Origin of the sequence: Streptomyces sp. ISL-12, assembly GCF_018614415.1 — a bacterium.
Lineage (GTDB): Bacteria > Actinomycetota > Actinomycetes > Streptomycetales > Streptomycetaceae > Streptomyces.
Genome location: NZ_JAGGOO010000009.1, coordinates 25,051 through 47,587 on the forward strand (window position 1 = coordinate 25,051; position 22,537 = coordinate 47,587).

General features: G+C 75.0%; 17 protein-coding genes and 1 pseudogene. 10 read left to right on the forward strand and 8 right to left on the reverse strand.

All coding sequences use genetic code 11. The features are described 5' to 3' along the window. The first annotated feature begins 60 nt into the window (after nucleotides 1-60). Together J7I94_RS02355 and J7I94_RS02360 are read left to right on the forward strand one after the other, a co-directional pair. The gene (locus tag J7I94_RS02355; RefSeq protein ID WP_215164763.1) at nucleotides 61-1,320 is read left to right on the forward strand and encodes an SAV2148 family HEPN domain-containing protein; all 1,260 of its coding nucleotides are present in this window, start codon (nucleotides 61-63) and stop codon (nucleotides 1,318-1,320) included. Nucleotides 1,321-1,421: 101 nt separating this feature from the next. After that, nucleotides 1,422-2,144 carry a 3'-5' exonuclease gene (locus tag J7I94_RS02360; protein WP_215164764.1) on the forward strand — a complete coding sequence of 241 codons (723 nt, stop codon included), beginning with the start codon at nucleotides 1,422-1,424 and terminating at the stop codon, nucleotides 2,142-2,144. A 22-nt stretch (nucleotides 2,145-2,166) separates the two neighbouring features. Here J7I94_RS02360 and J7I94_RS02365 read toward each other — a convergent pair whose 3' ends face one another. Beyond that, a complete protein-coding gene (locus J7I94_RS02365) occupies nucleotides 2,167-3,030 on the reverse strand; it encodes a phosphotransferase enzyme family protein (protein ID WP_215164765.1) in 864 nt (287 codons plus the stop codon). A 148-nt stretch (nucleotides 3,031-3,178) separates the two neighbouring features. On the opposite strand from J7I94_RS02365, the gene J7I94_RS02370 reads away from it, so the two are divergent. The 8 genes and pseudogenes from J7I94_RS02370 to J7I94_RS02405 all read left to right on the forward strand — a co-directional run bounded on the left by J7I94_RS02370 (nucleotide 3,179) and on the right by J7I94_RS02405 (nucleotide 11,344). Beyond that, the gene (locus J7I94_RS02370; protein ID WP_374198349.1) at nucleotides 3,179-4,105 is read left to right on the forward strand and encodes a carbohydrate ABC transporter permease; all 927 of its coding nucleotides are present in this window, start codon (nucleotides 3,179-3,181) and stop codon (nucleotides 4,103-4,105) included. Beyond that, a complete protein-coding gene (locus J7I94_RS02375; RefSeq protein ID WP_215164766.1) occupies nucleotides 4,102-4,935 on the forward strand; it encodes a carbohydrate ABC transporter permease in 834 nt (277 codons plus the stop codon). The genes J7I94_RS02370 and J7I94_RS02375 overlap by 4 nt, the downstream gene beginning before the upstream one ends. Then, nucleotides 4,935-6,218, forward strand: a complete 1,284-nt coding sequence (locus J7I94_RS02380) for an ABC transporter substrate-binding protein (protein WP_215164767.1) — start codon at nucleotides 4,935-4,937, stop codon at nucleotides 6,216-6,218. The genes J7I94_RS02375 and J7I94_RS02380 overlap by 1 nt, the downstream gene beginning before the upstream one ends. A gap of 354 nt (nucleotides 6,219-6,572) precedes the next feature. Continuing rightward, nucleotides 6,573-7,352 (forward strand): 23S rRNA (adenine(2058)-N(6))-methyltransferase Erm(O), encoded by a 780-nt coding sequence (gene erm(O), locus J7I94_RS02385; protein ID WP_215164768.1) that lies wholly within the window; start codon nucleotides 6,573-6,575, stop codon nucleotides 7,350-7,352. Between the two features lie 45 nt (nucleotides 7,353-7,397). Continuing rightward, nucleotides 7,398-8,665 (forward strand): annotated as a pseudogene (mgt, locus tag J7I94_RS02390) (macrolide-inactivating glycosyltransferase). Between the two features lie 266 nt (nucleotides 8,666-8,931). Further along, nucleotides 8,932-9,480 carry a DUF1697 domain-containing protein gene (locus J7I94_RS02395; RefSeq protein ID WP_215164770.1) on the forward strand — a complete coding sequence of 183 codons (549 nt, stop codon included), beginning with the start codon at nucleotides 8,932-8,934 and terminating at the stop codon, nucleotides 9,478-9,480. A gap of 47 nt (nucleotides 9,481-9,527) precedes the next feature. Continuing rightward, a complete protein-coding gene (locus J7I94_RS02400; protein ID WP_308114478.1) occupies nucleotides 9,528-11,024 on the forward strand; it encodes a hypothetical protein in 1,497 nt (498 codons plus the stop codon). Continuing rightward, complete coding sequence (locus J7I94_RS02405) at nucleotides 11,021-11,344, forward strand: hypothetical protein (RefSeq protein ID WP_215164771.1); 324 nt, start codon at nucleotides 11,021-11,023, stop codon at nucleotides 11,342-11,344. Before J7I94_RS02400 ends, J7I94_RS02405 begins: the two co-directional genes overlap by 4 nt. A 7-nt stretch (nucleotides 11,345-11,351) precedes the next feature. On the opposite strand, the gene J7I94_RS02410 is transcribed toward J7I94_RS02405, so the two are convergent. From J7I94_RS02410 to J7I94_RS02440, 7 genes are all read right to left on the reverse strand, one after another. After that, nucleotides 11,352-12,689, reverse strand: coding sequence for a serine/threonine-protein kinase (locus J7I94_RS02410; protein WP_215164772.1), 1,338 nt, complete (start codon nucleotides 12,687-12,689; stop codon nucleotides 11,352-11,354). A 3-nt stretch (nucleotides 12,690-12,692) separates the two neighbouring features. Then, nucleotides 12,693-13,571, reverse strand: coding sequence for a protein phosphatase 2C domain-containing protein (locus J7I94_RS02415; protein ID WP_215164773.1), 879 nt, complete (start codon nucleotides 13,569-13,571; stop codon nucleotides 12,693-12,695). Next, nucleotides 13,565-14,227, reverse strand: a complete 663-nt coding sequence (locus J7I94_RS02420) for a tellurium resistance protein (RefSeq protein ID WP_215164798.1) — start codon at nucleotides 14,225-14,227, stop codon at nucleotides 13,565-13,567. The genes J7I94_RS02415 and J7I94_RS02420 overlap by 7 nt, the downstream gene beginning before the upstream one ends. 192 nt (nucleotides 14,228-14,419) lie before the next feature. Then, a complete protein-coding gene (locus J7I94_RS02425; protein ID WP_215164774.1) occupies nucleotides 14,420-16,009 on the reverse strand; it encodes a hypothetical protein in 1,590 nt (529 codons plus the stop codon). A gap of 49 nt (nucleotides 16,010-16,058) precedes the next feature. Then, complete coding sequence (locus J7I94_RS02430; protein ID WP_308114479.1) at nucleotides 16,059-18,851, reverse strand: GTPase-associated protein 1-related protein; 2,793 nt, start codon at nucleotides 18,849-18,851, stop codon at nucleotides 16,059-16,061. Next, complete coding sequence (locus J7I94_RS02435; protein WP_215164775.1) at nucleotides 18,848-20,086, reverse strand: hypothetical protein; 1,239 nt, start codon at nucleotides 20,084-20,086, stop codon at nucleotides 18,848-18,850. The genes J7I94_RS02430 and J7I94_RS02435 overlap by 4 nt, the downstream gene beginning before the upstream one ends. A gap of 3 nt (nucleotides 20,087-20,089) precedes the next feature. Further along, the gene (locus J7I94_RS02440; RefSeq protein WP_215164776.1) at nucleotides 20,090-22,366 is read right to left on the reverse strand and encodes a hypothetical protein; all 2,277 of its coding nucleotides are present in this window, start codon (nucleotides 22,364-22,366) and stop codon (nucleotides 20,090-20,092) included. Nucleotides 22,367-22,537: the final 171 nt, after the last annotated feature.

Consider the following 22,537-nt stretch of genomic DNA (forward strand, 5'->3'; position numbering starts at 1 on the left):
GGAGTACCCTTCCTTGATCGTTGAGACGGGCAGGTCGGGGGAGCGGAAGGCGGTGCGCGGGTGGGCTCGGGAGGGCTGGAGCTGCCCCCTGGTGACGAGGGTCACGAGGGTCACGAGGGGAGCTCCACGGACGTCCCGGCCGGTGCGGTGTCCCTGGCGCGGCCGATGAACGCGGGCGCGATCGGTCCGGAACTGGAGTGGGACGCCGACGCCTGGCACGAGGTGCGCACCCGCGCCCAGCGGGCCGGCCGCGCCTACATCTGGCTGAACCTCGTCGAACAGCGGCTGAGGTCCGTCGTGGCCGCCGTACTGCGGCCGGTCTACGAACCGGTCCACGGCGGCGACGAATGGGTGGTCGCCGCCGCCGGACCGGCCGGCCAGGAGTGGGTGCAGCGCGCGGTCGCCGTCCGCGAGGTCAGCCGCCGCAAGGGCTATCTGCTCGACCCGGCCGACGACAACGTGCTCAGCTTCCTCACCCTGCCCCAGCTGCGCGAGCTGATGGTCCAGCACTGGCCCTGCTTCGAGCCGTACCTGGACGACCGCCGGGACGTGGAGCTGGCCCTGGACGAGCTGGAGGTCACCCGCAACGTCGTCTCCCGCAACCGGGCGCTGTCCGAGGCGGTCCTGAACCAGGCCGAGCGGGCCGCGGCCCGGCTGCTGGAGATGCTCGGCGCGGGCGGCGACGTGCCCTCCGCCCGCCGCATGCCGGTGGACGCGGTGGAGGACCTGGTCGGCGACCGGTACGCCGACGTGGTCGCCGTGCACCCGGACCGGGTCCGGCTGCTGCGCCAGTTCCCGGCGGAGGACTTCTTCGGCGGCGCCCGCCGCCTCGACGCCATCGGCATCGGCCTCAACCTGCTCGTGCAGAACTTCTCCGGCCGCCGGCTGGTCCGCCTGGCCGAGGCGGGCGGCCGGGTGCGGCTGCTGTTCCTCAACCCGGCCTCCAGCGCCCTCAAGCGGCGCGAGCGCGAACTGGGCGTCAAACGCGGCGAGCTGGGCCGGGCCGTGGAGACCAACATCCTGCACATGCGCCGGGTCCGCTCCCGGCTGCGCGACCCGGGGGCCTTCGAGATCCAGGTCTTCGACGAGACGCCCCGCTTCACCGCCTACCTCGTCGACGGCGACGGCGCCGACGGCGTCGCCGTCGTGCAGTCCTATCTGCGTCGCACCCGGGGGATGGAAGCGCCGGTCCTGGTCCTGCGGAACGGGCGGAACGGCAGCAAAGTCGTCAAGTCGGACCATGCGGAAGAAGGTGGGCTTTTCCCCACCTACCGCGAGGAGTTCGAGCTGATGTGGGCGGATTCGCGGCCGGTTTCCTGACCGTCCGCGGCCGCCGTCCCGGGCGGTGGCCGCCGGATTGTCAGTGGCCCGTGCGAAGGTGGAGGCCACTGGGGGAACGCACCGAGAAGGGGGGGCCACCCATGGGCTGGCACCAGGAGTTGCTGGTCGGTTTCGACCTGGAGACGACCGGCACCGATCCGCGCGAGGCACGCATCGTCACGGGCGCCGTGATCGAGGTCAGAGCCGGAGAGCCGCTGGGGCACCGGGAATGGCTGGCCGATCCCGGCATCGAGATCCCGGCGGGCGCGGTGGCCGTGCACGGCATCAGCACCGAGCGCGCCGCCGCCGAGGGCCGGCCCGCCGACCAGGTCGCGGACGCCATCGCGGACGTCCTCGTCGCCTACTGGAAGACGGGCGTCCCGGTCGTCGCCTACAACGCGGCCTTCGACCTCACCCTGCTCACCGCCGAACTGCGGCGCCACGCCCTGCCGTCCCTGCGCGACCGCCTCGGCGGCCCGGACCCCGCCCCCGTCGTCGACCCGTACACCATCGACCGGTCCGTCGACCGCTACCGCCGCGGCAAGCGCAACCTGGAGGCGGTCTGCGCCGAGTACGGCGTTCCGCTCGACACCGCCCACGACGCCTCGGCCGACGCCCTCGCCGCGGCCCGCCTCGCCCGCGCGATAGCCGGCCGCCACCCCAAGGTCGCGGCCCTGACACCGGCCGAGCTGCACCGCCGGCAGATCGAGTGGTACGCCGAATGGGCGGCGGACTTCCAGAGCTTCCTGCGCCGCAAGGGTGACGCCACGGCCGTCATAGACGGCATGTGGCCGGTACGGGAGCCGGTGGACGAGCGGGTCTGAGCGCCGCACGCCGGAAAGGGCCTCAGAAGGGATACCACCGCACCGTCGGATCCCCGTCCCGCAGCGACGCCACCCGGCGTTCGAACTCGGCCAGCGCCTTCGGATTGCTCGGCGCGTGCTGCGCCACCCAGGCGCAACTGGCCGTCTCCCGGGCACCGCGCAGCACCGCACAGCCGTCCCAGTCGCGCACGTCCCAGCCGTAGGCGCCGGTGAACGCGTCGTACGCCTCGGCGGGCAGGCCGTAGCGGTCGCGGCTGAGGGCGAGCACCACCAGGTCGTGCTCGCGCAGGTCGCTGGAGAAGGTCTCCAGATCGACCAGGACGGGACCGTCCGGGCCGACGTGCACATTGCGGGGCAGCGCGTCACCGTGGATCGGGCCCGGCTCCAGCGCCGGGACGAGCGCGGCGGCGGCCGCCGCGAAGCCGTCGCGGCGCGCGCGCAGGAACTCCGCGTCGGCGGGGTCGATCGTGTCGCCCGCCAGCCGCAGCCAGCGTTCCACACCGTCCAGCAGCTCGCGGGGCGGCAGTCCGAAGGAGGGGGAAGGCAGTGCGTGCACGACCCGCAGCAGCGGAGCCAGGTCCCGGGGTTCGGCCGGCCGCACCGGCTCGGGCAGCCGGTGCCACACGGTCACCGGATGGCCCTCGACCGACAGCGCCTCGGGCACGGCGGCCCGGACCGCCGGCACCCCGGCCTCGGCCAGCCACAGCGCGACGGCCAGCTCCCGGCGCGCCCGGTCGAGCAGCCCGGCGTCGCGGCCCACCTTGACCACCAGAGGGCCGGCGGCGAACACGGCGTTCTCGCCCAGCGTGAGCAGCCGCGCGCCGGCCACCGCGCCCGGCAGCACTCCCGCCGCGTCCAGTACCTCCCGCGCCCGTGCCTCGTCCATCGTCCGCCTCCGTGCTCCGAATCCCGCCCCAGTGTCGCATTCGCACAGGTCGGGGCGGTGTGCGAGGTCCCTTGACGGGGCGCGTCGCCTTCACGACCATGACCAGGCCCGCACAGGGCGCACAAAACGGCAGATCGGGGTGGAAATCGTGACGAGAACGGCCGTGACCAGGACGGCCGGGGCGGTGACCGGACCCGCGCGCCGTGCACCCGGCCCCGGCGCCTGGTTCCTGGTGCTGCCCGCCCTGATCCCCATCCTGGTGTTCAGCGTCGGCCCCCTGCTCCACGGCGTCCTGCTGGCCTTCACCGACGCCCAGTCGGGCCGCACCGAGCCCACCCAGTGGATCGGTGCCCTCAACTTCCAGGACCTGCTGCACGACACGCTGTTCTGGGAGTCGTTCCGCATCGGCCTGCTGTGGGCGCTCGGTGTGACCGTGCCGCAGTTCCTGCTCGCCCTCGGCCTCGCCCTGCTGCTCTCCCAGGACCTGAAGCTCCGCTGGCTGGCCCGCGCCCTGGCGATCATCCCCTGGGCCATGCCCGAGGTCGTCGTCGGTATCATGTGGCGCCTCGTCTACAACACGGACGCCGGCATCCTCAACGAGACCCTGCGCGACCTCGGCCTCGGCGACGGCCGGGACTGGCTCAGCGGCCTGGGCACCGCGCTGCCCGCCGTCATCGTCGTCGGCGTCTGGGCGGGCATGCCGCAGACCACGGTCACCCTGCTCGCCGGGCTCCAGAACACCCCGCGCGAACTGCACGAGGCCGCCGCGGTCGACGGCGCGGGCGCCTGGCGCCGGTTCCGCACGGTGACCTGGCCGGCCCTCAGACCGGTCGCCCTCGCCATCACCGCGCTCAACCTGATCTGGAACTTCAACTCCTTCGCCCTGGTCTACGTACTGACCGGCGGAGGCCCCGGCGGACGCACCCGGCTGCCGATGCTCTTCGCCTACGAAGAGGCGTTCCGCTACGGGCAGTTCGGCTACGCGGCGGCGATGGGCTGTGTGATGGTCGCCGTGATCTCGGTCCTGCTGGCCGTCTTCCTCGTCGGCCGGCTGAAGGGAGGCGAGGACGCGTGAGGACCTCGAACCGGGCCCGCGCGGGCCAGTACACCGCACTCCTCGCCTATCTGGTCTTCCTTGCCTTCCCGTTGCTCTGGCTGCTCTCCACCGCGTTCAAGCCCCCGCGCGAGCTGGCGAGCCTGCACCCCACCTGGATCCCGCACGACCCCACCCTCGCCAACTTCCGCCAGGCCTTCGACGAACAGCCGCTGCTGCGCGCAGGGCTCAACTCCCTGCTGGCCGCGCTCGCCGCCGCGCTGATCGCCGTACTGATCGCGACCCCCATGGCCTACGTCATGGCCCGGCACCGCACCCGGCTCACCAAGGCGGCCACGGGGTGGGTGGTGGTCAGCCAGGCGTTCCCGTTCGTGCTGCTGATCATCCCGCTGTTCCTGGTGCTGAAGAACCTGCGGCTGATCGACTCGGTGATGGGACTGGTGCTGGTGTACGTGGTGTGGTCGCTGCCGTTCGCGCTGTGGATGCTGGCCGGGTACGCGCGCGCCGTGCCGGCCGAGCTGGAGGAGGCGGCGGCGGTCGACGGGGCCGGGCGGCTGCGCACCCTGGTGTCGGTGACCGCGCCGCTGCTCGCGCCCGGGATCGTGGCGACGGCGCTGTTCGCGTTCATCACGGCCTGGAACGAGTTCTTCTTCGCGCTGGTGCTGCTGAAGACCCCGGAGAAACAGACCCTGCCGGTCGTCCTCACCCACTTCCTCGGCGCCGAGGGCGTGGCCGACCTCGGCCCGCTCGCGGCGGCGGCCTTCCTGGCGACGCTGCCCTCGCTGGTGGTCTTCGCCCTCATCCAACGACGGATCACGGGCGGCATGCTCGCCGGGGCGGTGAAGAGCTGATGCGTACGAGGATCACCGCCCTGACCGCCGTTCTGTTGCTGCTCCTCGCGGGCTGCGCCGGAGGCGGGGACGGCGCGGACGACGGCCGGATCACCCTCCGCTTCCAGTCGCTGGCCTGGCAGCAGGAGTCGGTGGCCGCCAACGAGGAGCTGGTGGCGGAGTGGAACGCCGCCCATCCGGACATCCACGTCGAGTACGTCCAGGGCAGCTGGGACAGCGTCCACGACCAGCTCCTCACCTCCTTCGAGGGCGGCGAGGCGCCGGACATCATCCACGACGCCTCCGACGACCTCGCCGACTTCGCCTACGGCGGCTACCTGGCCGACCTCGGCGGCCTGCTGCCCGAGCGGCTGCGCTCGGACATCCCGGCGAGCAGCTGGGAGACGGTCACCTTCGGCGACGGGGTCTACGGGGTGCCGTTCCTCCAGGAGCCACGGGTGCTGATCGCCGACGCGGAGCGGCTGGCGGAGGCGGACGTCCGGACACCGACGGTCGAACGGCCGTGGAGCTGGGCGGAGTTCCGGGAGGTGACCAAGGTGCTGAGCGGACCCGGGCGGTACGGGGTGGCCTGGCCGCTGAAGGAGCCCGTGTCGGCCTCGCTCAACCTCTCCCTCTCGGCGGGCGGGCAGCTCTTCCACCGCGGGGCGGACGGCAAGGTGACCGTCCGCGTCGAGGCGGGCGACGAGGTGGTGCCGCGCACCATCCACGACCAGGTCAACACCGACCGCAGCGCCTCGCCGACGACCCTGGGCAGCGGCGGTTCCGACACGCTGCCCGGGTTCTTCGGCGGCACGTACGCGATGGTGCCGCTCGGCTTCTCCTACCGCCAGCAGATCGAACAGCAGGCGCCCGAGGGCTTCGAGTGGCGCGTGCTGCCCGCGCCGGCCGGGGCGGAGGGGCTCACCCAGGGGGTCAGTCCGCAGACGCTGTCCGTCGCGCAGGACAGCGCGCACAAGGAGGAGGCGGTGGCCTTCCTCGCCTTCCTGCTCCAGCCCCGGAACATGGTGCGGCTCGCCCTCGGCGACTGGATGCTGCCGACGGGGCGCACGGCGCTGCGGGACCCCGCGCTGCGTACGGAGGAGGACGGGTGGGCCGTCGGGACGGCGCTGGCGGGACATCTGCGGTCGGCGCCCGCGCAGTCGGTGCGGGGGTATGCCGAGTGGAAGGACAAGGTGGCCACGCCCGCTTTCCAGGAGTACTACAGCGGGGCCATCGGGGCGGGGGAGTTGCGGGAGCGGCTGGAGGAGGACGGGAACCTGGTGCTTGCCCGGTACCAGCGGTGAGCCCTTCCGGCGCGGACGCGTCGTGGCGTGTCGCGCCCACGCGGCGGAACCGCACACGTCACAGCCCCGCACCCCTTACGGGGCGCTGCGGAAACCCGTTGCCCGGGAAGTGGCCGTCGCCTAACGTCGTCCCCGTGGCAGCGTTCAACGCGATCTTCGACTCCGGTCTCGGCCGGGGCTGCACGTACTCCATCCGGATGCGTGGCGGCCTCGGTGCCCTGACCGGCCCGGGCCGCGTGCCCGTAGCTCTGTAGCGCCGCGCGCTCTCTTCGCAGCGCTCTCCACGCCTTCGTCTTCCGGTCAGGGCCTTCGGCTGCCCTTTCCCGCCTTCACGGAAGACAAGGACCGCTGGCCATGGCCCGCCCCTCTTCGCGTGCCCGCACGCTCTCGCAGAACTTCCTCGCCGACCGCGCCGCCGCCGAACGCCTCGCGCGGCTCGCCGTCCCCGACCCCCGCACCGCACCCCTCGTCCTCGAAGCCGGCGCGGGCAAGGGCGCGCTGACCGAACCGCTCGCCCGCCGCGCCCGGGAACTGACCGCCTACGAGATCGACCCCCGGCTCGTCCCCGGGCTGCGCGCCCGTTTCGCCCGCGCGCCGCACGTCCGCGTCGTCGGCGGTGACTTCCTGACCGCACGCCCCCCGCGCACGCCGTACTCCGTCGCCGGCAACGTGCCCTTTTCCCGTACCGCGGACATCGTCGACTGGTGCCTCACCGCACCCGGCCTCACCGACGCCACCCTCCTCACCCAACTGGAATACGCCCGCAAACGCACCGGCGACTACGGCCGCTGGACCCTGCTGACGGTCACGACCTGGCCGCGTCACGAGTGGCGTCTGGTGGGGCGGGTGAGCCGGTACGGCTTCCGGCCCGCGCCGCGCGTCGACGCCGGGATCATCCGCATCGAACGCCGGCCCGCCCCGCTCCTGGACGCCCGCGCGTACCGCGGCTGGCGGCGCCTGGTCGAGCTGGGCTTCTCCGGCGTCGGCGGCAGTCTGCACGCCTCCCTGCGGCGGGAGCACCCCCGGCACCGGGTGGACGCGGCCTTCCGCGCCGCACGCCTGGACCCGGGCGTGCTCGTCGGCGAGGTGGCGCCGGAGCGCTGGCTGCGGCTGTACGAGGTGCTGGCACGGTGAGGGCGACCGTGACCGGTGCCCCCGACGGCAACCGTGACAGTAACCATGACGGCACCTCCGACAGTAATCCGCTTGCACGAGACGTCTCGTCTCGTTACGGTCTTCGTATGACCAGTCGCGCTCACATCGCCATGTTCTCCATCGCCGCCCACGGCCACGTGAATCCCAGCCTGGAGGTGATCCGCGAGCTGGTGGCGCGGGGGCACCGGGTGACGTACGCGATCCCGCCCGCCCTGGCGGAGAAGGCCGCCGGGACCGGCGCCGAACCCAAGCTGTGGCACAGCACGCTCCCCGGCCCCGACGCCGACCCGGCGGACTGGGGCAGCACCCTGCTGGACAACGTGGAGCCGTTCCTGGACGACGCGATCCAGGCGCTTCCGCAGCTCATCGAGGCGTACGAGGGCGACGAGCCGGACCTCGTCCTGCACGACGTCACCTCGTACCCGGCCCGGGTCCTCGCCCACCGCTGGGGCGTGCCCGCGATCTCCCTCTCGCCGAACCTCGTCGCCTGGGACGGGTACGAGCAGGAGGTCGGCGAGCCGATGTGGGAGGAGCCGCTGAAGACCGAGCGCGGTCAGGCGTACTACGCCCGGTTCCACGCCTGGCTGGAGGAGAACGGGATCACCGAGCACCCGGACCCGTTCGTCGGCCGTCCCGCCCGTTCCCTGGTGCTGATCCCCAAGGCGCTCCAGCCCAACGCCGACCGGGTCGACGAGTCGGTCCACCGTTTCGTCGGCGCCTGCCAGGGCGACCGGGGCGCCGAGGGCGGCTGGGAGCGGCCGGCCGGTGCCGAGAAGGTCGTGCTCGTGTCGCTCGGCTCCTCCTTCACCAAGCAGCCGGCCTTCTACCGGGAGTGCGTGCGGGCGTTCGGCGGGCTGCCGGGCTGGCACCTGGTGCTCCAGGTCGGCCGGCGCGTCGACCCGGCCGAGCTGGGGGACCTCCCCGGGAACGTGGAGGTGCGGTCCTGGGTCCCGCAGCTGGCGATCCTCAGGCAGGCGGACCTGTTCGTCACGCACGCCGGGGCCGGCGGCAGCCAGGAGGGGCTGGCCACGGCCACCCCGATGATCGCCGTACCGCAGGCCGTGGACCAGTTCGGGAACGCGGACATGCTCCAGGCGCTCGGTGTCGCCCGCAAGCTGCTCACCGAGGAGGCCACCGCCGAGGCGCTGCGCACGGCCGCGCTCGACCTGGTCGACGACCCGGAGGTGGCCCGGCGGCTGACGAAGATCCAGGCGGAGATGGCCGAGGAGGGCGGTACGCGGCGGGCGGCCGACCTGATCGAGGCCGAACTGGCCGCCGTCCGGGGAGAGTAGCGACGAGGGCCCGTCGGCCGTGCGCACGGCCGACGGGCCCTCACCGCTTCAACGGCCCCTCACCCCCCGACCCGTTCGCCCTCGCCGTCCCGGGCCGGCGGCGTGACCGCCGCGGGCGTCTCGTCGTGGGTGAGGCCGCCGGGACGCGGGAGGCCGACCGTCGCGGGAGCGGCGGGCAACGGCTACAGTTCGCGGAGTCCGCCGGTGCGGACCGCGGCCGTCGCGCCCACCCCCACGGGGCACGACGGCCGCTTTATCGTGTGCGCATGACGACGACGTACGCGGCGCTGCTGCGCGGGATCAACGTGGGCGGCAAGAAGAAGGTCCCGATGGCCGACCTGCGGGCCCTCATGGCGGACCTGGGCCACACCGCCGTACGCACCCATCTGCAGAGCGGTCAGGCCGTGTTCACCGCGGAGCACGGCACCGAGGAGGAGCTCGCGGCCGGGCTGGCGGAGGCGATCGAGGGGCGGTTCGGGTTCGCCGTGGACGTGATCGTGCGCGACCACGCCTATCTGCGGGCGGTCGTGGAGCAGTGCCCCTTCCCGGCCGCCGACCTGGCGCCCAAGCAGCTCCACGTCACCTACTTCTCCGAGCCGGCCGGCGCCGAACGGTTCGCGGAGATCGACCGGGCGGCCTGTCTCCCCGAGGAGTTCCGCCTCGGCGACCGCGCCCTGTACCTCTACGCGCCGGACGGCCTGGGCCGCTCCAGGCTCGCCGAACTCCTGTCCAGGCCCCGCGTCACCAAGGGCCTCGTCGCCACCACCCGCAACTGGAACACCGTCGTCAAGCTGGTGGAGCTGACGGCGCCCTGACTCCCTGGCTAAGGTGGGCCGGGAGTACGGGGGAAGGGCGTGTCACCGTGGGGGGAAGGGCGCTGCCGGCGTTGCCGCAGTACCGCAAGGACGGGGTCACCCGGCGGCTGTGCGCCTCGGTCCACCTCGACGAGGACCTCGCCCGCCGGCTCGACCGGGGACTCACCGGCGACCGGCTGACCTCGCCCGGCCTGACCCTCGGCATCAACTTCGTCGCCCTCGCCCGGCACGCCCGCGCCGCCGTCCTGCGCCGCGACGCGCTGGAGAAGCAGCTCAGCCGGCTCGCCGCCGCCCTGGTCACCGCAGTCCTGGTGGGCCTGTGGGGGCTGACCGGCGGACACGGCACGGTCGCCGTGGTCGGGTTCTACGGACCGCTCGCCGTCCTCGGCGCCTCCTGGTGGCTGATCCACCGCGCCGAGTCGCAGGCCCGCGACGCGGCCCGCGCGGTGTTCGTGGGCACCGAGAGGGCCGAGAAGCTCGCCCCGCCCGTGGAACCCGAGGCGGAGGCGTGGCTGCACGAACTCAAGCGGGCCAACGTGCTGCCCTACGCCGACGCGGCGGCCCTGACCACCCCCTTCGTCGGCAGCGGCACGAAGATCAAGGAGGTGGTCTGGCAGCCCATCGACGTCAGCCGGCCGGCCGAGGCACCCGGCGGCGGCACGCTCCCGCTGCTCCCCTTCGACGCCGTCGACCTGCACACCTACGTGGCCCGGCGGATGGAGTCCATCGCCGGCCTGGAGGGCCTGCGCGCCAGGAACCGGCTCTACGTCCTCGGCAGCCACGCCCACCTGCTGCCCGAGCTGGTCCCCGACCGCACCGCACGCCCCCGCGCCCAGGTCCCCAAACAGCTCGTGCAGGCGGGCCTGCACACCCCCGGGGCGGGCATGCGCACCCACCTGTGCCTGGAACGGGTCGGCGAGGGCGGCCGGGTCGTCGTCTGCATGTATCTGCGGGCGATCCTGCACCGGCCCAACCTGACCTGGGAGGTGGCCGCCTATGTGATCCCGCCGCTCGGCGCGCGCTTCGACCGGGTGGACCGGCTGCCGGTGGCCCCGTTCGACCGGTGGTGGAGCCTGGTCGCGTACACCGGCTCGCACCTCTTTCCCGACCTGCGCCGGGCGCCGGGACGCCGGCGCGCACGCCGGCGCCGGGCGCGGCAGGAGGCGCGGGCGCTGGCCAGAAGGCGGCGGGAGATCACCGACCAGCACCTGCTCGTCGACCACGGCGCCGACGACAGCGTGCGGGCCCGGCTGAGCGACTGGGCGGAGGCGGGGTACGCCGAGCGGATCGACGCGCAGGACTACCTCTTCCGGCTCCAGCAGGGCGTGCTGGTGGCCACCGAGCGCTTCCTGAAGGACCACAACGTCGACACCAGTTCCTTCGACCGGGCGCAGCAGGTCATCAGCACCCAGACCTACCACATCTCCGGTGACATCACCGGACCCAGCAACATCGGCACCGGCGGGCAGATCACCGTCAACGGCGGGCCGCAGGGCCAGGGGGGTCCGGCGGCGCCGGGTCATCAGGGAGGACCCACACCATGAGCACGTACAACTTCCACGGGAACATCAGCGGGCCGTCCCACTTCGGCGACCACGGACACATCGAGATCCACAACGGGGCGGACCCGGCCGCGGTGCTGGCGCTCGCGGACCGGCTGGTCGAGCGGCTGCGCGGCGAACACCCCGCGCTGGCGCCCGAGGCCGAGGCCGTCCAGGGCGAGCTGGTGCGCGCCGGGCAGGAGGGGCGGGCCGTCGACCGGGGCCGGATCCGGGCCGCCCTGGAGACCATCGGCATCGGCGTCGCGGCGGGCAGCGGCAGCCTCGCCCTGGCTCAGGAGATCCAGCGGGTACTGGGGCTGTGACGGGCCGTCACCTGGCGTGCACCACCGCCCGCGCACCCTCCCCGAGGTCCAGTTCCAGACCGGCCCGCAGCGGCACCGTCTGACCGGGCGCGATCCGCTGGAGGGTGCCGTCGGAGCGGTTGCCCGTCCAGGTCCGCTCGGACCGGTTGGCGATGCCGAACCGGCCCGGCTTCGAGGGGTGTTCCACCAGCTCCGCGACGAGCGCCGCGTCCGAGCAGTCGTGCCGCTCCGGCTCCGGCGCCAGATGGTGGGCCTGCACCCGGGCCGCCCGCCCCAGCCGGATGTGGTGCCCGGCGCGCGGCGGCGGCGTGGTCACCACCAGCCGGGGCGGCAGCACCACCTGGGCCCCGCACCCCCAGCAGTTCCTGGGCGGCGGGTTCTCGCCCGGCTCCGTCATGTTCTGCCGACCGCACGAGGCGCACTCCACCACCGAGTCCAGCACCGCCCGCAGCGCGTCCCGCCACTCGGACTCGCGCACCCGCGCCGCCGGATCGCGCAGGCCCGTCGTGAAGACCCGGCGGAACAGCTCCCGCAGCCGCTCCGCCGTCGCCTCCCAGGTGGCCAGCACCGTGGTGTGCTCCATGGGGTCGGGGGCGTTGGCGTCGTCGGCCGGATCGAAGACGAACAGCGGGTCACGGCCGTACAGCTTGCGCTCGGCCGCGTCGTCCAGGCAGTGGATGCCCAGCTCGCGGCGGCCCTCGAAGGGGTGGTGGTTCATCAGCAGCATGAACAGCAGCACGGCCAGGGAGTGCAGGTCGGACTGGGTACCGGGCCGGGCGCCCGGGTCGCCGCGCACCAGCTCCGGGGCCATGAACTTCATGGTGCCGGAGATGCCGCTGACGTCGCCCTCCACCACCGCGTTGTCGTTGTCGCAGACCAGCACCTCACCGGTGGCCGGGTCGAAGAAGATGTTGCCCCAGGAGATGTCCCGGTAGGCGACGCCCCGCATGTGCAGCGCCTGGTAGGCCTCCACCGTGTAGAGACAGGCCCGCAGCAGGGCCCGGGTGTTGGTGCGCAGCCGGCGGCGGAACAGCTCGGGCAGCCCCTTGAACCGTTCGGGACGCAGGTCCATCAGGTAGCCGAAGGAGCCGCGGTACGGACCCACGTGGGCCTCGGGCCACAGGAAGCGGTCGTCGTGGAAGTCGCGGTGCACCAGTTCCCGGACGATCGCCTCCTGCTGGGGCGTCGCCGAGGTCGGGTAGTACCACTTCAGGGCCTTCTCCCCGGTCCAGGTCGCGACCCGGTACACCTCTCCCTGCCCGCCGGCCCCCAGCAGGGCGAGGATCTCGACCTCGTCCCCGTTCTCGGTGGCCAGCCGCGTGCCGCCGTCCAGCATGCCGCTCATCTCTCAGCTCTCCGTCTTCCGTTCCAGTTCCGCCCCGACGCCCGGGTCCGGGGGCCGCAGCGCCGCGGTGAGGGTCGTGTCGTCCCCCGAGTGGCGGGCGGCGTGCGCCAGCCACTCGGGGAGCAGGTGCCGCACCCCCGCGCTGCCGTCCGCGGCCAGCCGGCCCTGGAGGTCCTCGACGAACGCCCGGTACCCGTCGGCCGACGCGAAGCTCTTGGACAGCCCGTCCGTCGACAGCACCACCAGCCGCGGCAGCCGGGCCTGTTCGAACACCGGCGCCCAGTGCGTACGCACCTGACGCCAGGCCCGCGGCCCGCACAGCGAGTCCGTCTCGTCCCCGAGCGCCTCCTCGTCCGGCGCCAACGGCCGCTCCAGCGTGCCGTCGTGGGCCACCACCGCGAGGTCACCGTCCCCGATCTGCCAGGCCACCAGCAGCCAGGGCGTGAGCACCGCGCCGATCAGCGTGGTGCCGTACAGCCGCAGCTTCTCGTCGTCCCCCGGCTCCGGCGCCCCGTCGTCGGCGACCGGCCGGTGCCGGTCCCAGTGCCCGAGCGCCGCCGCCCGCCACTCCCGCACCAGGGCGCGCGGGAAGTCGTCGCGGGCGTACGTCATCAGCCGGGCCGGCCGCCCCGGCCCGTGCGGGTCGCGGGCCGCGCGGCCGAACTGGGCGGCCAGCACCGTGAAACGGTCCACGGCGAACCGCGCGCCCAGCTCGCTGCGGGCGTACGCCGGCGAGCCGTGCCCGTCCGCCACCGCCAGCACCAGCGGGTCGTCCGCGCTGCCCGTCCCCTGGCAGACGTACCAGTCCTGGTTGCACCGCTTGCCGACGCCCCGCACGCTCTCGCCGAGCGTCTCCCAGGGCCGTACCCGTAGCGTCACCACACGTCGTCGTCATCGTCGTCGTCGAGGACCGGCGGGGCGAACGGCTGCTTGACCGTCGGGTCCTCCTGGCCCGCCATCGGCTGCGAGGCCGCCTTCACCGCGGCCGTCGACGCCCACCGGATGGCGGCGGCCAGCTGCTTGCCGTTGTGCGCCTCCAGCGGTTTGAACTCGGGGTTGCCGATGAACTCCTGGAGTACGCCCTTGTCCGCGTCGTGGCCGATGGCGATGGCGATCCGGACCGCCTTGCGGCCCCAGGGCGTCGCGTCGACCGCGGCCAGCCCCGCCCGCCAGTCGTCGGTGGGCACACCGTCCGACACCAGCGCCAGGACCGGCTTCAGCGCGCGCTGCGGCATCGGCGGGGTCTGCAGTTCGCGGGCGGCCAGGGTCAGCGCCTCGCCCAGGTTGGTCATGCCGTCCACCTCGACGTCCTGCCAGGTGAAGTCGTCGACCGGGACCGGCGTCTGCTGCAGCCACTGGGCCGTGGTGGAGAAGGTGATGGTGCGCAGCAGCAACTGGGCCGCCGGGTTGTCGGCCGCCACCGCCCGCATCTCCGGGAGGGCCTCCCGGATCGCGTAGTTCAGCCTGGCGATCTTGTCGCCCTGCATGGAGTACGAGCAGTCCAGCAGCCAGATGAAGTGGACCGGCCGGTTCGCCATGGGCCCGCCGGGGATGTCGCTCACGTGGTTGTCGCCTTTCCGGTAGTCGCGTGGAGGGGGAGGGGTGCGCGCGGGTCCGTCACAGCAGCCACCACACCAGCGCGGCCACCGCTACGGGGGTCAGCGCCAGGGAGGCGATGAACAGCGCCGCCACCAGCCGCCGTCCGCGTCCGATGGAGGGGGTCACCCGGGTCATGCCGTCGTGTACGTCCTCTCCGCTGCGGCTCGGGTGCGCAGTCCCGAGGCGGCGAGCAGCCACAGCACGGGTTCGGCCGCCCTCAGCTGCTCGCTCTCCAACGGGCCCGCGCAGGTGGCGGCGTGGGCGCTCACCGTCCAGTAGCGCGCCGACCGGAAGTCGTGCCCGAGGGCGCGTACCAGGGGGCCGAGCCCGATCTCGGTGAGCCACTCGTCGATCCGCGCGCCGGGCACCGGCAGCGAGGTGAGCCCGTCGATGACGTCCCGCTTGGTGACCACCGCGGCCACCGGCAGCCGGGACCGCCGCCCGGTCAGCGCCGCCAGCTCCCCGGTCAGCCGCTGGTACGTCTCCCAGGGCCCCTGCGCCGAGGGACGGGCGTCCGTCACCAGGCGGGCGTCCTCGGGCGAGAGCAGGCCGCGCACCTTGGGATCGGCCAGGACGTCGGCGACCAGTACGACACCGTCCGCGTGCGCCAAGTACCCCTGTCCGCGCACCCGTTCCGCCTCGCTCACCGACTCGCCCATCGGGTCGTACAGGTACAGCAGCCGGCGCCGCCGGCCCCGGCGGACCAGCAGCATCAGGGCGCGCGGCTGCCCGCCGGTCGTGGCGTGCGCCCAGCCGGTGCGCCGTACCTCCTGGGCCAGACCGGTGGCGGTGCGCCGGTCGTCCTCCGAGGCGTACTCCACCGACAGCCCGCCGCGTCGCGCCCACGCCTGGAGTCCCTCCGTCATGGCCGTCATCAGCATCGTCTTGCCGGACGAGGTGCCGCCGATCAGCGGCGCGTGCACGACGCGGGTGGTGGTGGCGGCCTCGGGCAGCCAACGCTCGCAGTACGGGCAGTGCGCCGTGAGCCCGCCGCCGCCCGCGAGCCGGGTGGCGGGCAGCCGGTGCCCGCAGTCGCAGACGTGCCACAGGGCGCCGTACCGGCCGGGCCGCAGCGCGCGGTGCTCGGCGCGGCAGTTGGGGCAGTGGTGCAGGGCCAGCGGCACGGGGCGGTAGCAGCCGGGGTGCGGGCACTTGACGCGGATGCCGCGCAGCAGCCGCCGGCCGCGCTCCAGCCCGCGCAGCGCCGGTACGGACGCCGCCCAGCCCAGCCAGACCAGTCCGAGCAGCAGGGCGAACACCGTGAGTACGGCGGTCAGGGCGGCACAGGCCAGCACGGCGCCGAGGGCCGCGCCGGCGGCGGTGCCGGGGGCGACGAACACCGCCAGCAGGAACCGGTTGACCGGGATGTCCACCCGGCGCCCGTCCGGCCGCCGCCCCGTGAACAGGTTGCGGGCGGTCCGCCGCAGCCACCGGTCGACGAGGTTCCGCCAGACGGTCCGCAGGCCGTGCCGGGCGGCGGTCGACGCGTCCACCCACATCTGCCGCCACCAGTAGGCGAGCTGCGCGGGCTCGGGCTGCCTCGCCGTCCGCAGCCGCCCGTCGCCGTCCCCCGTCCGCCACGGCCCGAGCCGCCGCCAGACGGCACCCAGCCCGGCCGCCGCCAGCTCCCACACCGCCCGGCCGGCGCACACGCCCACGGCGATCAGGGCGGTCCAGCCGCCGAGGAGGAGGAGCGGGAGCGGGACGAGGCCGGAGGTCATGGGGTTCCTCCGTCGCCGCACGTCGGGGGTGTCACGGGCGTCGGGGGCGTCACGGGCGGCCCTCCTCGGCCGGCGGCTCGATGTCGCCGTGCCGCACGGGAGGGCGTTCGGCGCGGCGGTTGCGGCCGGAGAAGCGGCCCGCCAGGCGGCCGAGGGTGCCCGGCCGGTTCCAGGAGCGGAACGCGTCGAGCCTGCCGCCGCCCGCCCGGCCGAGGGTGTCCTCGATCCCGGCCAGGTCCGCCGCGGGCAGCGCCCGCACCACCGGGCGCAGCACCTTGGTCAGCAGGGCGGTGCGCGTCTCGTCCCAGGCCGGATGGGTGCCGGGGCAGGCGCTCCAGGCGCAGAAGCAGGCGGCGGCGTACGCCGGTGACGTCCGCAGCCGGTCCCGTACCCGCTCCGAGCGCCCCGCCCGTTCGTACGCCGCCAGCAGCCGGGGCTCGCCCGACCGGGCCAGCCCGTACAGCTCGCTGTCCGGCGCCGGGCCGTCCACCAGCCGTCGGGCCAGCGCGGCACAGACCCGCTCCGTCACGGTGTCCGGCACCGGCTCGGCGGCACCGTCGCGCAGCCCGAGCGCCCGGCCGACCCACTCCTCGCCCTCGCCCTCGGTGCCCAGCAGCCCCGTGAACTCCAGCAGGAGCAGCGCCGCCCGCTGTCCCGGCCGCAGCTCCGTCGGGAAACAGCGCAGCAGGTCGGCGGCGAGGACGGGGACGTCCAGGTCGTCCGGGGGCGCGGCGAGGGCGGCGTCGACCAGGACGTCGCGGGTGCCGGCCGCGCGGTGGATGTCCGAGCCCAGCTGGTTCAGCAGCAGGCTGGCCTCCTGGGCGGTCGGCAGCTCACCCGGCCACACCAGGTGCAGGGCGGTGCCCAGGACGGCCGGTTCGGCGTGCGGCGAGACCGCGGCGGCGCGCAGCACCCCGTGGAACCGGGTGAGCCGGTCGCCCGGCTCCCGCGCCTCGGGCGACAGCACGCACATCCGCAGGTGCGGGAAGCCCGGCTGCAACGCGACGGGCAGCCGCGATCCGGCGAGCCGCCGGGAGACGGCCACCGGATCGGCGGCGGCCAGCGCGTCCAGGGCACCGAACAGGGCGATGCGCAGGGCGGGATGCCCCTCGACGGCGTCGAGCAGGGCGGGCGGACAGCCGTCGGACTCCCCGGCGGGGTCGGCGGCGTCGCGCGCGGCGCCGGGTTGCCGGAGGTCGTCGGGGGCGGGGTCCGTGGTTCCGTACGCGGTGCCGTACGTCGTGCCGTGCGGGGCACCACGCCGGGCACCTTCCGCGCCGGTTCCGGCGGTGCCGTACGCGGCGTTACCTGCGGTGCCGTACGCCGCGCCGCGCGAGGCATCACGCCGGGCACCTTCCGCGCCGGTCCCGGCGGTGCCGTACACGCCGGACCCCGCGCCGCCCTCCCCGCCGGCACCCGCGGCGTTCTCCCTGCCGCCCTCCCCGCCACCCGCGGAGCCCCCCGGCCCCGCCACCAGTGCCCGCGACAGCCGCCCCGCCAGCTCCGGCAGCAGGTCCTGGCAGTCGACGTCGAGGAGGTCGGCCGTGCCCAGCAGGAGCAGGGGCCGGCCGACGGCGGGCTCGTGCGGGTCCGCGATGCCGGACCGCAGCGGCGCGGCCAGCGTCCGGGCCAGCTCGTCCCGGACCACCGGCGTCAGCGACCCGGCGCGCAGCGCGGGCACCGGCCCGCCGCCGAACACCGCCGAGGTCAGCACCCGCCCGGCCAGCGGTGCCGTCACGGCGGTCGGCAGCCGTCCCTCGACCCGGTCCAGCAGCGCGGCCAGCGCGGCCCGTTCGGCACCGGCGTCCTGCGAGGACGTACCGGACGTACCCCCTTCGTCGCCGCCGGACGCGCTCAGCACGCCGATCAGCGCCGTCAGCGTCGCCTCGGGCAGCGACCCGACCCGCTCCCCGGCCCAGCGGGCGGCGGCGGCCCGGGCGTCGGCGCGCAGCGCGACCCCGGCGGCCAGCGCCGACGCGGCGAGGCACCCGAGGTCCAGCGAGGCGTCCCGGAACAGCTCCGGACGCGCCGCGCACCACACCCGCGCGCAGGTGTCGGCCCACGCGTCCGGGACCGTACCGGCCGAACCGCTCGCGGGTCGCCCGGTGCAGTCGTGGACCCGCAGCCGGTGCCCCGGCGCGCACGGCTCGGACGACGGCAGCGCGCCGACGATCTGCTGGCGGGCCTGCTGCGGCCGGCGCGTGTACGTCGTGAAGGTCAGCCGGTGCGCCACCTCCCGGGGCAGCACCGCGCAGGCCAGCGCGATCCACTGGGCCACCGCCGCGCTGTCGTGCTCCACCAGCACCACCTGGCAGGCGTCCGGGTCCTCGGCCAGCACCCGCAGGTCGGCGAAGAACGCGGCGAGCCGGTCCGCGCGGGACGCGGCGAAGGCGACCAGCGCGTCCCGGCGCAGCAGCCCCGACGGCTCCAGCCGGTCCACCGGCGCGGGCCGCCGGTCGGCGGGCGTGGCGTCGGCCCAGCGCGGCGACTCCCACGCCGTGATGGGCAGCGCCCCGTCCGGCAGCCGCGTCCCCGGCGGCAGATACAGGGCGTGCGCGTGGAAGTTGCCCCAGCGCCCGCTGTAGTCCGCGCCGGTGTAGACGGTACGGCTCAGCAGCCGTCCCCCGTCGGAGAGTTCGTGGAAGCCCAGCGCCTTCGGGAAGTCCCGCAGCTGCGCGGCGTCCGGCCGGGCCGGCAGGTCGCGCGGCGGCTCGTACCCGATGAGCTGCTCGGCCTCCCGCAGCAGCCCCTGCGGTACGCCGGGGCTGACCGCGGTGAACCGGAACCCCGAGCCGTCAGGTCCGGGCGGCGCGGACGTGTAGTGCAGCTGGGCGAGGCTCACGTGGTCCGTCCCTTCCCGGCGCCGCGCACCCGCAACAGCCCCCGGCGGCTCAGCAGCCACAGCAGCGGGTCCTCCACCCGTACCGGCCGCGGCCCCGACTTCGGGGCGTCCGCCGGGGCGTCCGCCGGGGGCGGGGCGCCCAGCGCCGACAGGCCGAACAGGGACACCTCGGCGAAGTCCAGCTCCAGCCGCCGCAGCAGCGTCCCCGAGTCCCAGTCCGCCAGCAGCGACCGCATCTCCTCGTGCACGGCCAGCCGGTCCACGTCGTCGTACACGCCGCCTTGGTGCGGGGCGTTGGCCAGCAGCGGCGAGTGCGGGTCGAGCAGCGCCCCGAGCATGTCCGTCTTGGTGACGGCCACCGCGATCGGCGTGCTGACCCGGCCCCGGGCCCCGCGCCGGCCGTGCGCGCGCAACTGGGTCGCCAGGTCGGCGGCGATCTGCTCCGGCGGGGCCTCCACCGCGGGCAGCGGCGGACCGTCGTGCACCGGCAACCGGTCCCGTACGGAGCCCAGTTGCAGCGGGTCGACCAGCATGATGATGCCGTCCGCGGCGCTGAGGTAGCGGGTGTAGCGGTCCATCGCCTCCGCGTCCGCGAGGTCCTCGCCCGCCGCGTCGAAGAAGACCAGCGTGGTGTGCCGGGTGCCGCCGCCCGGCCGGCCGCGCCGGGGCAGACTCAGCCGGTACAGCAGCGGGTCGCTGAAGCCGAGCGCCGCCGGGCGGGTGGCGTCCGGCAGCCGCAGCCGCTCGTACAGGTCCTCGGCCATCTCCTTGTCACGCCGCTGGGTGCTCGCGCCCATCGCGGCCAGCGAGGCGTGGTACGCCTGCCCGACGCGCTGGTTCAACTCGTTGACCAGGACGGAGACGTACGTGCTCTTGCCCGACGCCTTCGCGCCGACCAGCGCGATGATGCGGCTGTCCTGGTCGCAGTAGTCGCTGGGCAGGTCGTTGTGGCAGGTCCCGCAGACCCGGACCGGGGTGCCGACCCCGCACTTGGGGCAGGGCACGCTGCCGGCCGAGGTGCCGAGCACCCGGCCCACGCTGCGCGGGGCGTTGAAGACGGGGCCGCGCATCCGGGCCGCCGGGGGAGCGGCGGGCCCGGTGAACCCCGCCCACACGTCGTCGCGCACCGGACCGCACGGCGCGCCCCGTACGCCGCTCGGCATCATCTGGCAGCGGTAGGGCAGCCGGGCCGCCGAGGCGCGGGTGAAGCAGTAGGGACAGGTGACGGTCGTCATGGCTCAGCGCACCACCAGGCTCGTGGGGGAGGGTTCTTCGAGGCGTACGGCCGTGGCGTGCTCGCCGAGCAGGAAGCCGCGCAGGGTGTAGGGGGCGGGGACGGGCGCGTCCGGCAGTTCCTGCTCGACCGTGCCGCCGTGCCGGGTGAGGTCGCGGCCGGCGATCCGCAGCACGGTGGTGCCGTCGCCGGCGTCCCGGGGGCGCAGGGTGCCGCCGCGCACCACGCACACGAACTCGGGCAGGTCGGCGCCGGCCGGGTCCGGGCCCAGCAGAGTGACCCGCAGCAGGGTCCGGCGGCGGCTCCGGGACAGGAACCGGCCCGGCGGGCGCACCAGTTGGTAGCCGATGGCGGTGTCCGCGGCGAGCAGGACCTCGGCGGTCGCGGCGGGCAGCACCACCGCGTCCGGTATCTGGGAGGCGACCGAGGCGCGCAGGCGCACCGCGTGCGGGCCGACGGGCAGCCGCAGGCCGCCGCGCCGGTACGCGTGCGCGGTGACCGTCCGCTCATCGCCGGCGCCGGCGTCGGCGGTCTCCGGGCCCGGCAGGGGCTCCCAGGCGACGGTGACCTGTCCGGTGCCCTCCGGCCAGTCCAGGGTGACGGCGGCCTCCCCGTCCGGGAGCCGGCGGGCGGCGAGGGCGGTGACCGGACGCAGCGCCTCGACGTCGACGACGGGCCCGGCCAGCGCCCGGTCGCCCAGTACGGCCACGGCGGCGACGCGCAGGTGCCCGCCCCGGCGGGGACGTACGGTCCTGGAGGATTCGGGTGCGGGTCCGCCCGGGTCCGGGCGCGCCGTCCCGGACGGTTCGGGCCCGGGTTCGTCCAGGCGGGGCGGCAGTTCGTCGGTGCGCAGTTCGGTGCCGGGCGCCGGCGCGTCGCCGGGCCACTCGATCAGCCGGACGTCGGCGCCCGACGCCCCGGTCCACCCGAACCGCAGCGCGTCGCCCTCGGGTTCGGCGGTGAGCGTGCCGACCGGCTCCGGCCAGGGGTGGACGGTACGGGTGAGCAGGCGGCCCGGCGAGGCGACGGACGTGCCGTCGGGGGCCCGGTAGTGGCAGCTGACGTGGAACGCGTGGGCGCCGACCGCCAGTCCCGTCGCGGTGAGCCCGTCGGGACGGGCGTCCAGCCGCTCGGCCGTGCTCTGCGGCCCCGTGTGCTCCACCGTCACGCTGGTGGCGCCGGGCGGGCACGTCCACGCGCAGGTCACCCGCCCCGGCCCGTCGGTCACGGCCGGGTCGCCCACCTCCGGGGTGACCGCCAGCCGGTGCGACACCAGCGGCGGCCCGGCCACCTGGCCGTCGCGCAGCGGCAGGGCGGCGTAGCGGACCGTGGTGCCGGGCACGACGTCCGTGTCCCGGGCGGTGCCGGCCAGGGCGGGCACCTCGCGGTGTCCGGTGGCGCCCCGCTCGTCCTTCAGCAGACACAGCAGCCGCCATGAACCGGCGCCCGCGTCGTCCTCGACGGGCCACGTCAACGCGACGTGTCCGAGGGCGAGTTCGGTACGCAGGGGGGCGGGGCGGCCGGGTCCGGGCCGGTGGACGCGGATCAGCCCGTGCAGCGCCCGCCGGTCGTCCGCGGCCTGGCCCAGCGCCCGCAGATACTGCTCCGTGGCCGCCTCGGTGTCCCCGCGCCGTACGGCCCGCCGGGCCGCCTCCAGCGCCGACTCCAGGGCGGCGAGCCGGCCGGCCAGCTCCGTCCGCAGCGCCCGCAGCGCCGGGTCGTCGCCCTGCGGCAGCCGCTCCAGCAGCATGCGGGCCCGGTACAGGCGGCGCTCCTCCCAGGCGTCGGCGAGCGACTCGGCGGCGGCACGCTGCTCCTGGTCGAGGACCGGTCGTACCCGGGCCGCCGCCAGCAGCCCGGCCGCCTCACCGGCGTGGATGCCCGACTCGGCGATGGCCTGCTGCCACTGGTCCGGCGCGCGGTCCTGCACCAGGCCGATCAGTTGGTAGAGCACGATCCGGCGCAGCGCCAGCGGGTCGCGCCGGTGCGCCACGGCCAGCAGCCGCGCCAGCTCCGCCGCCGGACCCGCGCCGCGGGCGACGCGGTCCAGCAGCGCGCCGTCCACCCGCCGGTGGCCGCGCGGACCGGACGGCACGGCCAGCCCGTCCAGGACCCGCAGTCCGCCCCCGGACGGTAAGAGGATCTCGGCCGCGTGCCGGGCGCCCGCCGCGTGCTGGGCGGCGGCGAGTCCGGCGTAACCGGGGACGAGCGGACTCAGCGGCAGCCCCGACAGCGCACCCGGCAGCCCCAGATGATGTCCGAATACCCGACCTGCCCCCACCTGTGCCTTTTCCCCCTGCGCTCGTTCTCCGAGGGACCATCCCAGCAGATCGGCGACCGGGGAGGGAAGGCTTTTCCGTAACCCGCGCACGCCGGACCCGAGACCCGCGCATCCGCACTCCCCGCACGCCGCCCCCGCGCCCCGCGCACACCCTCTCACGCACGCCGGCCC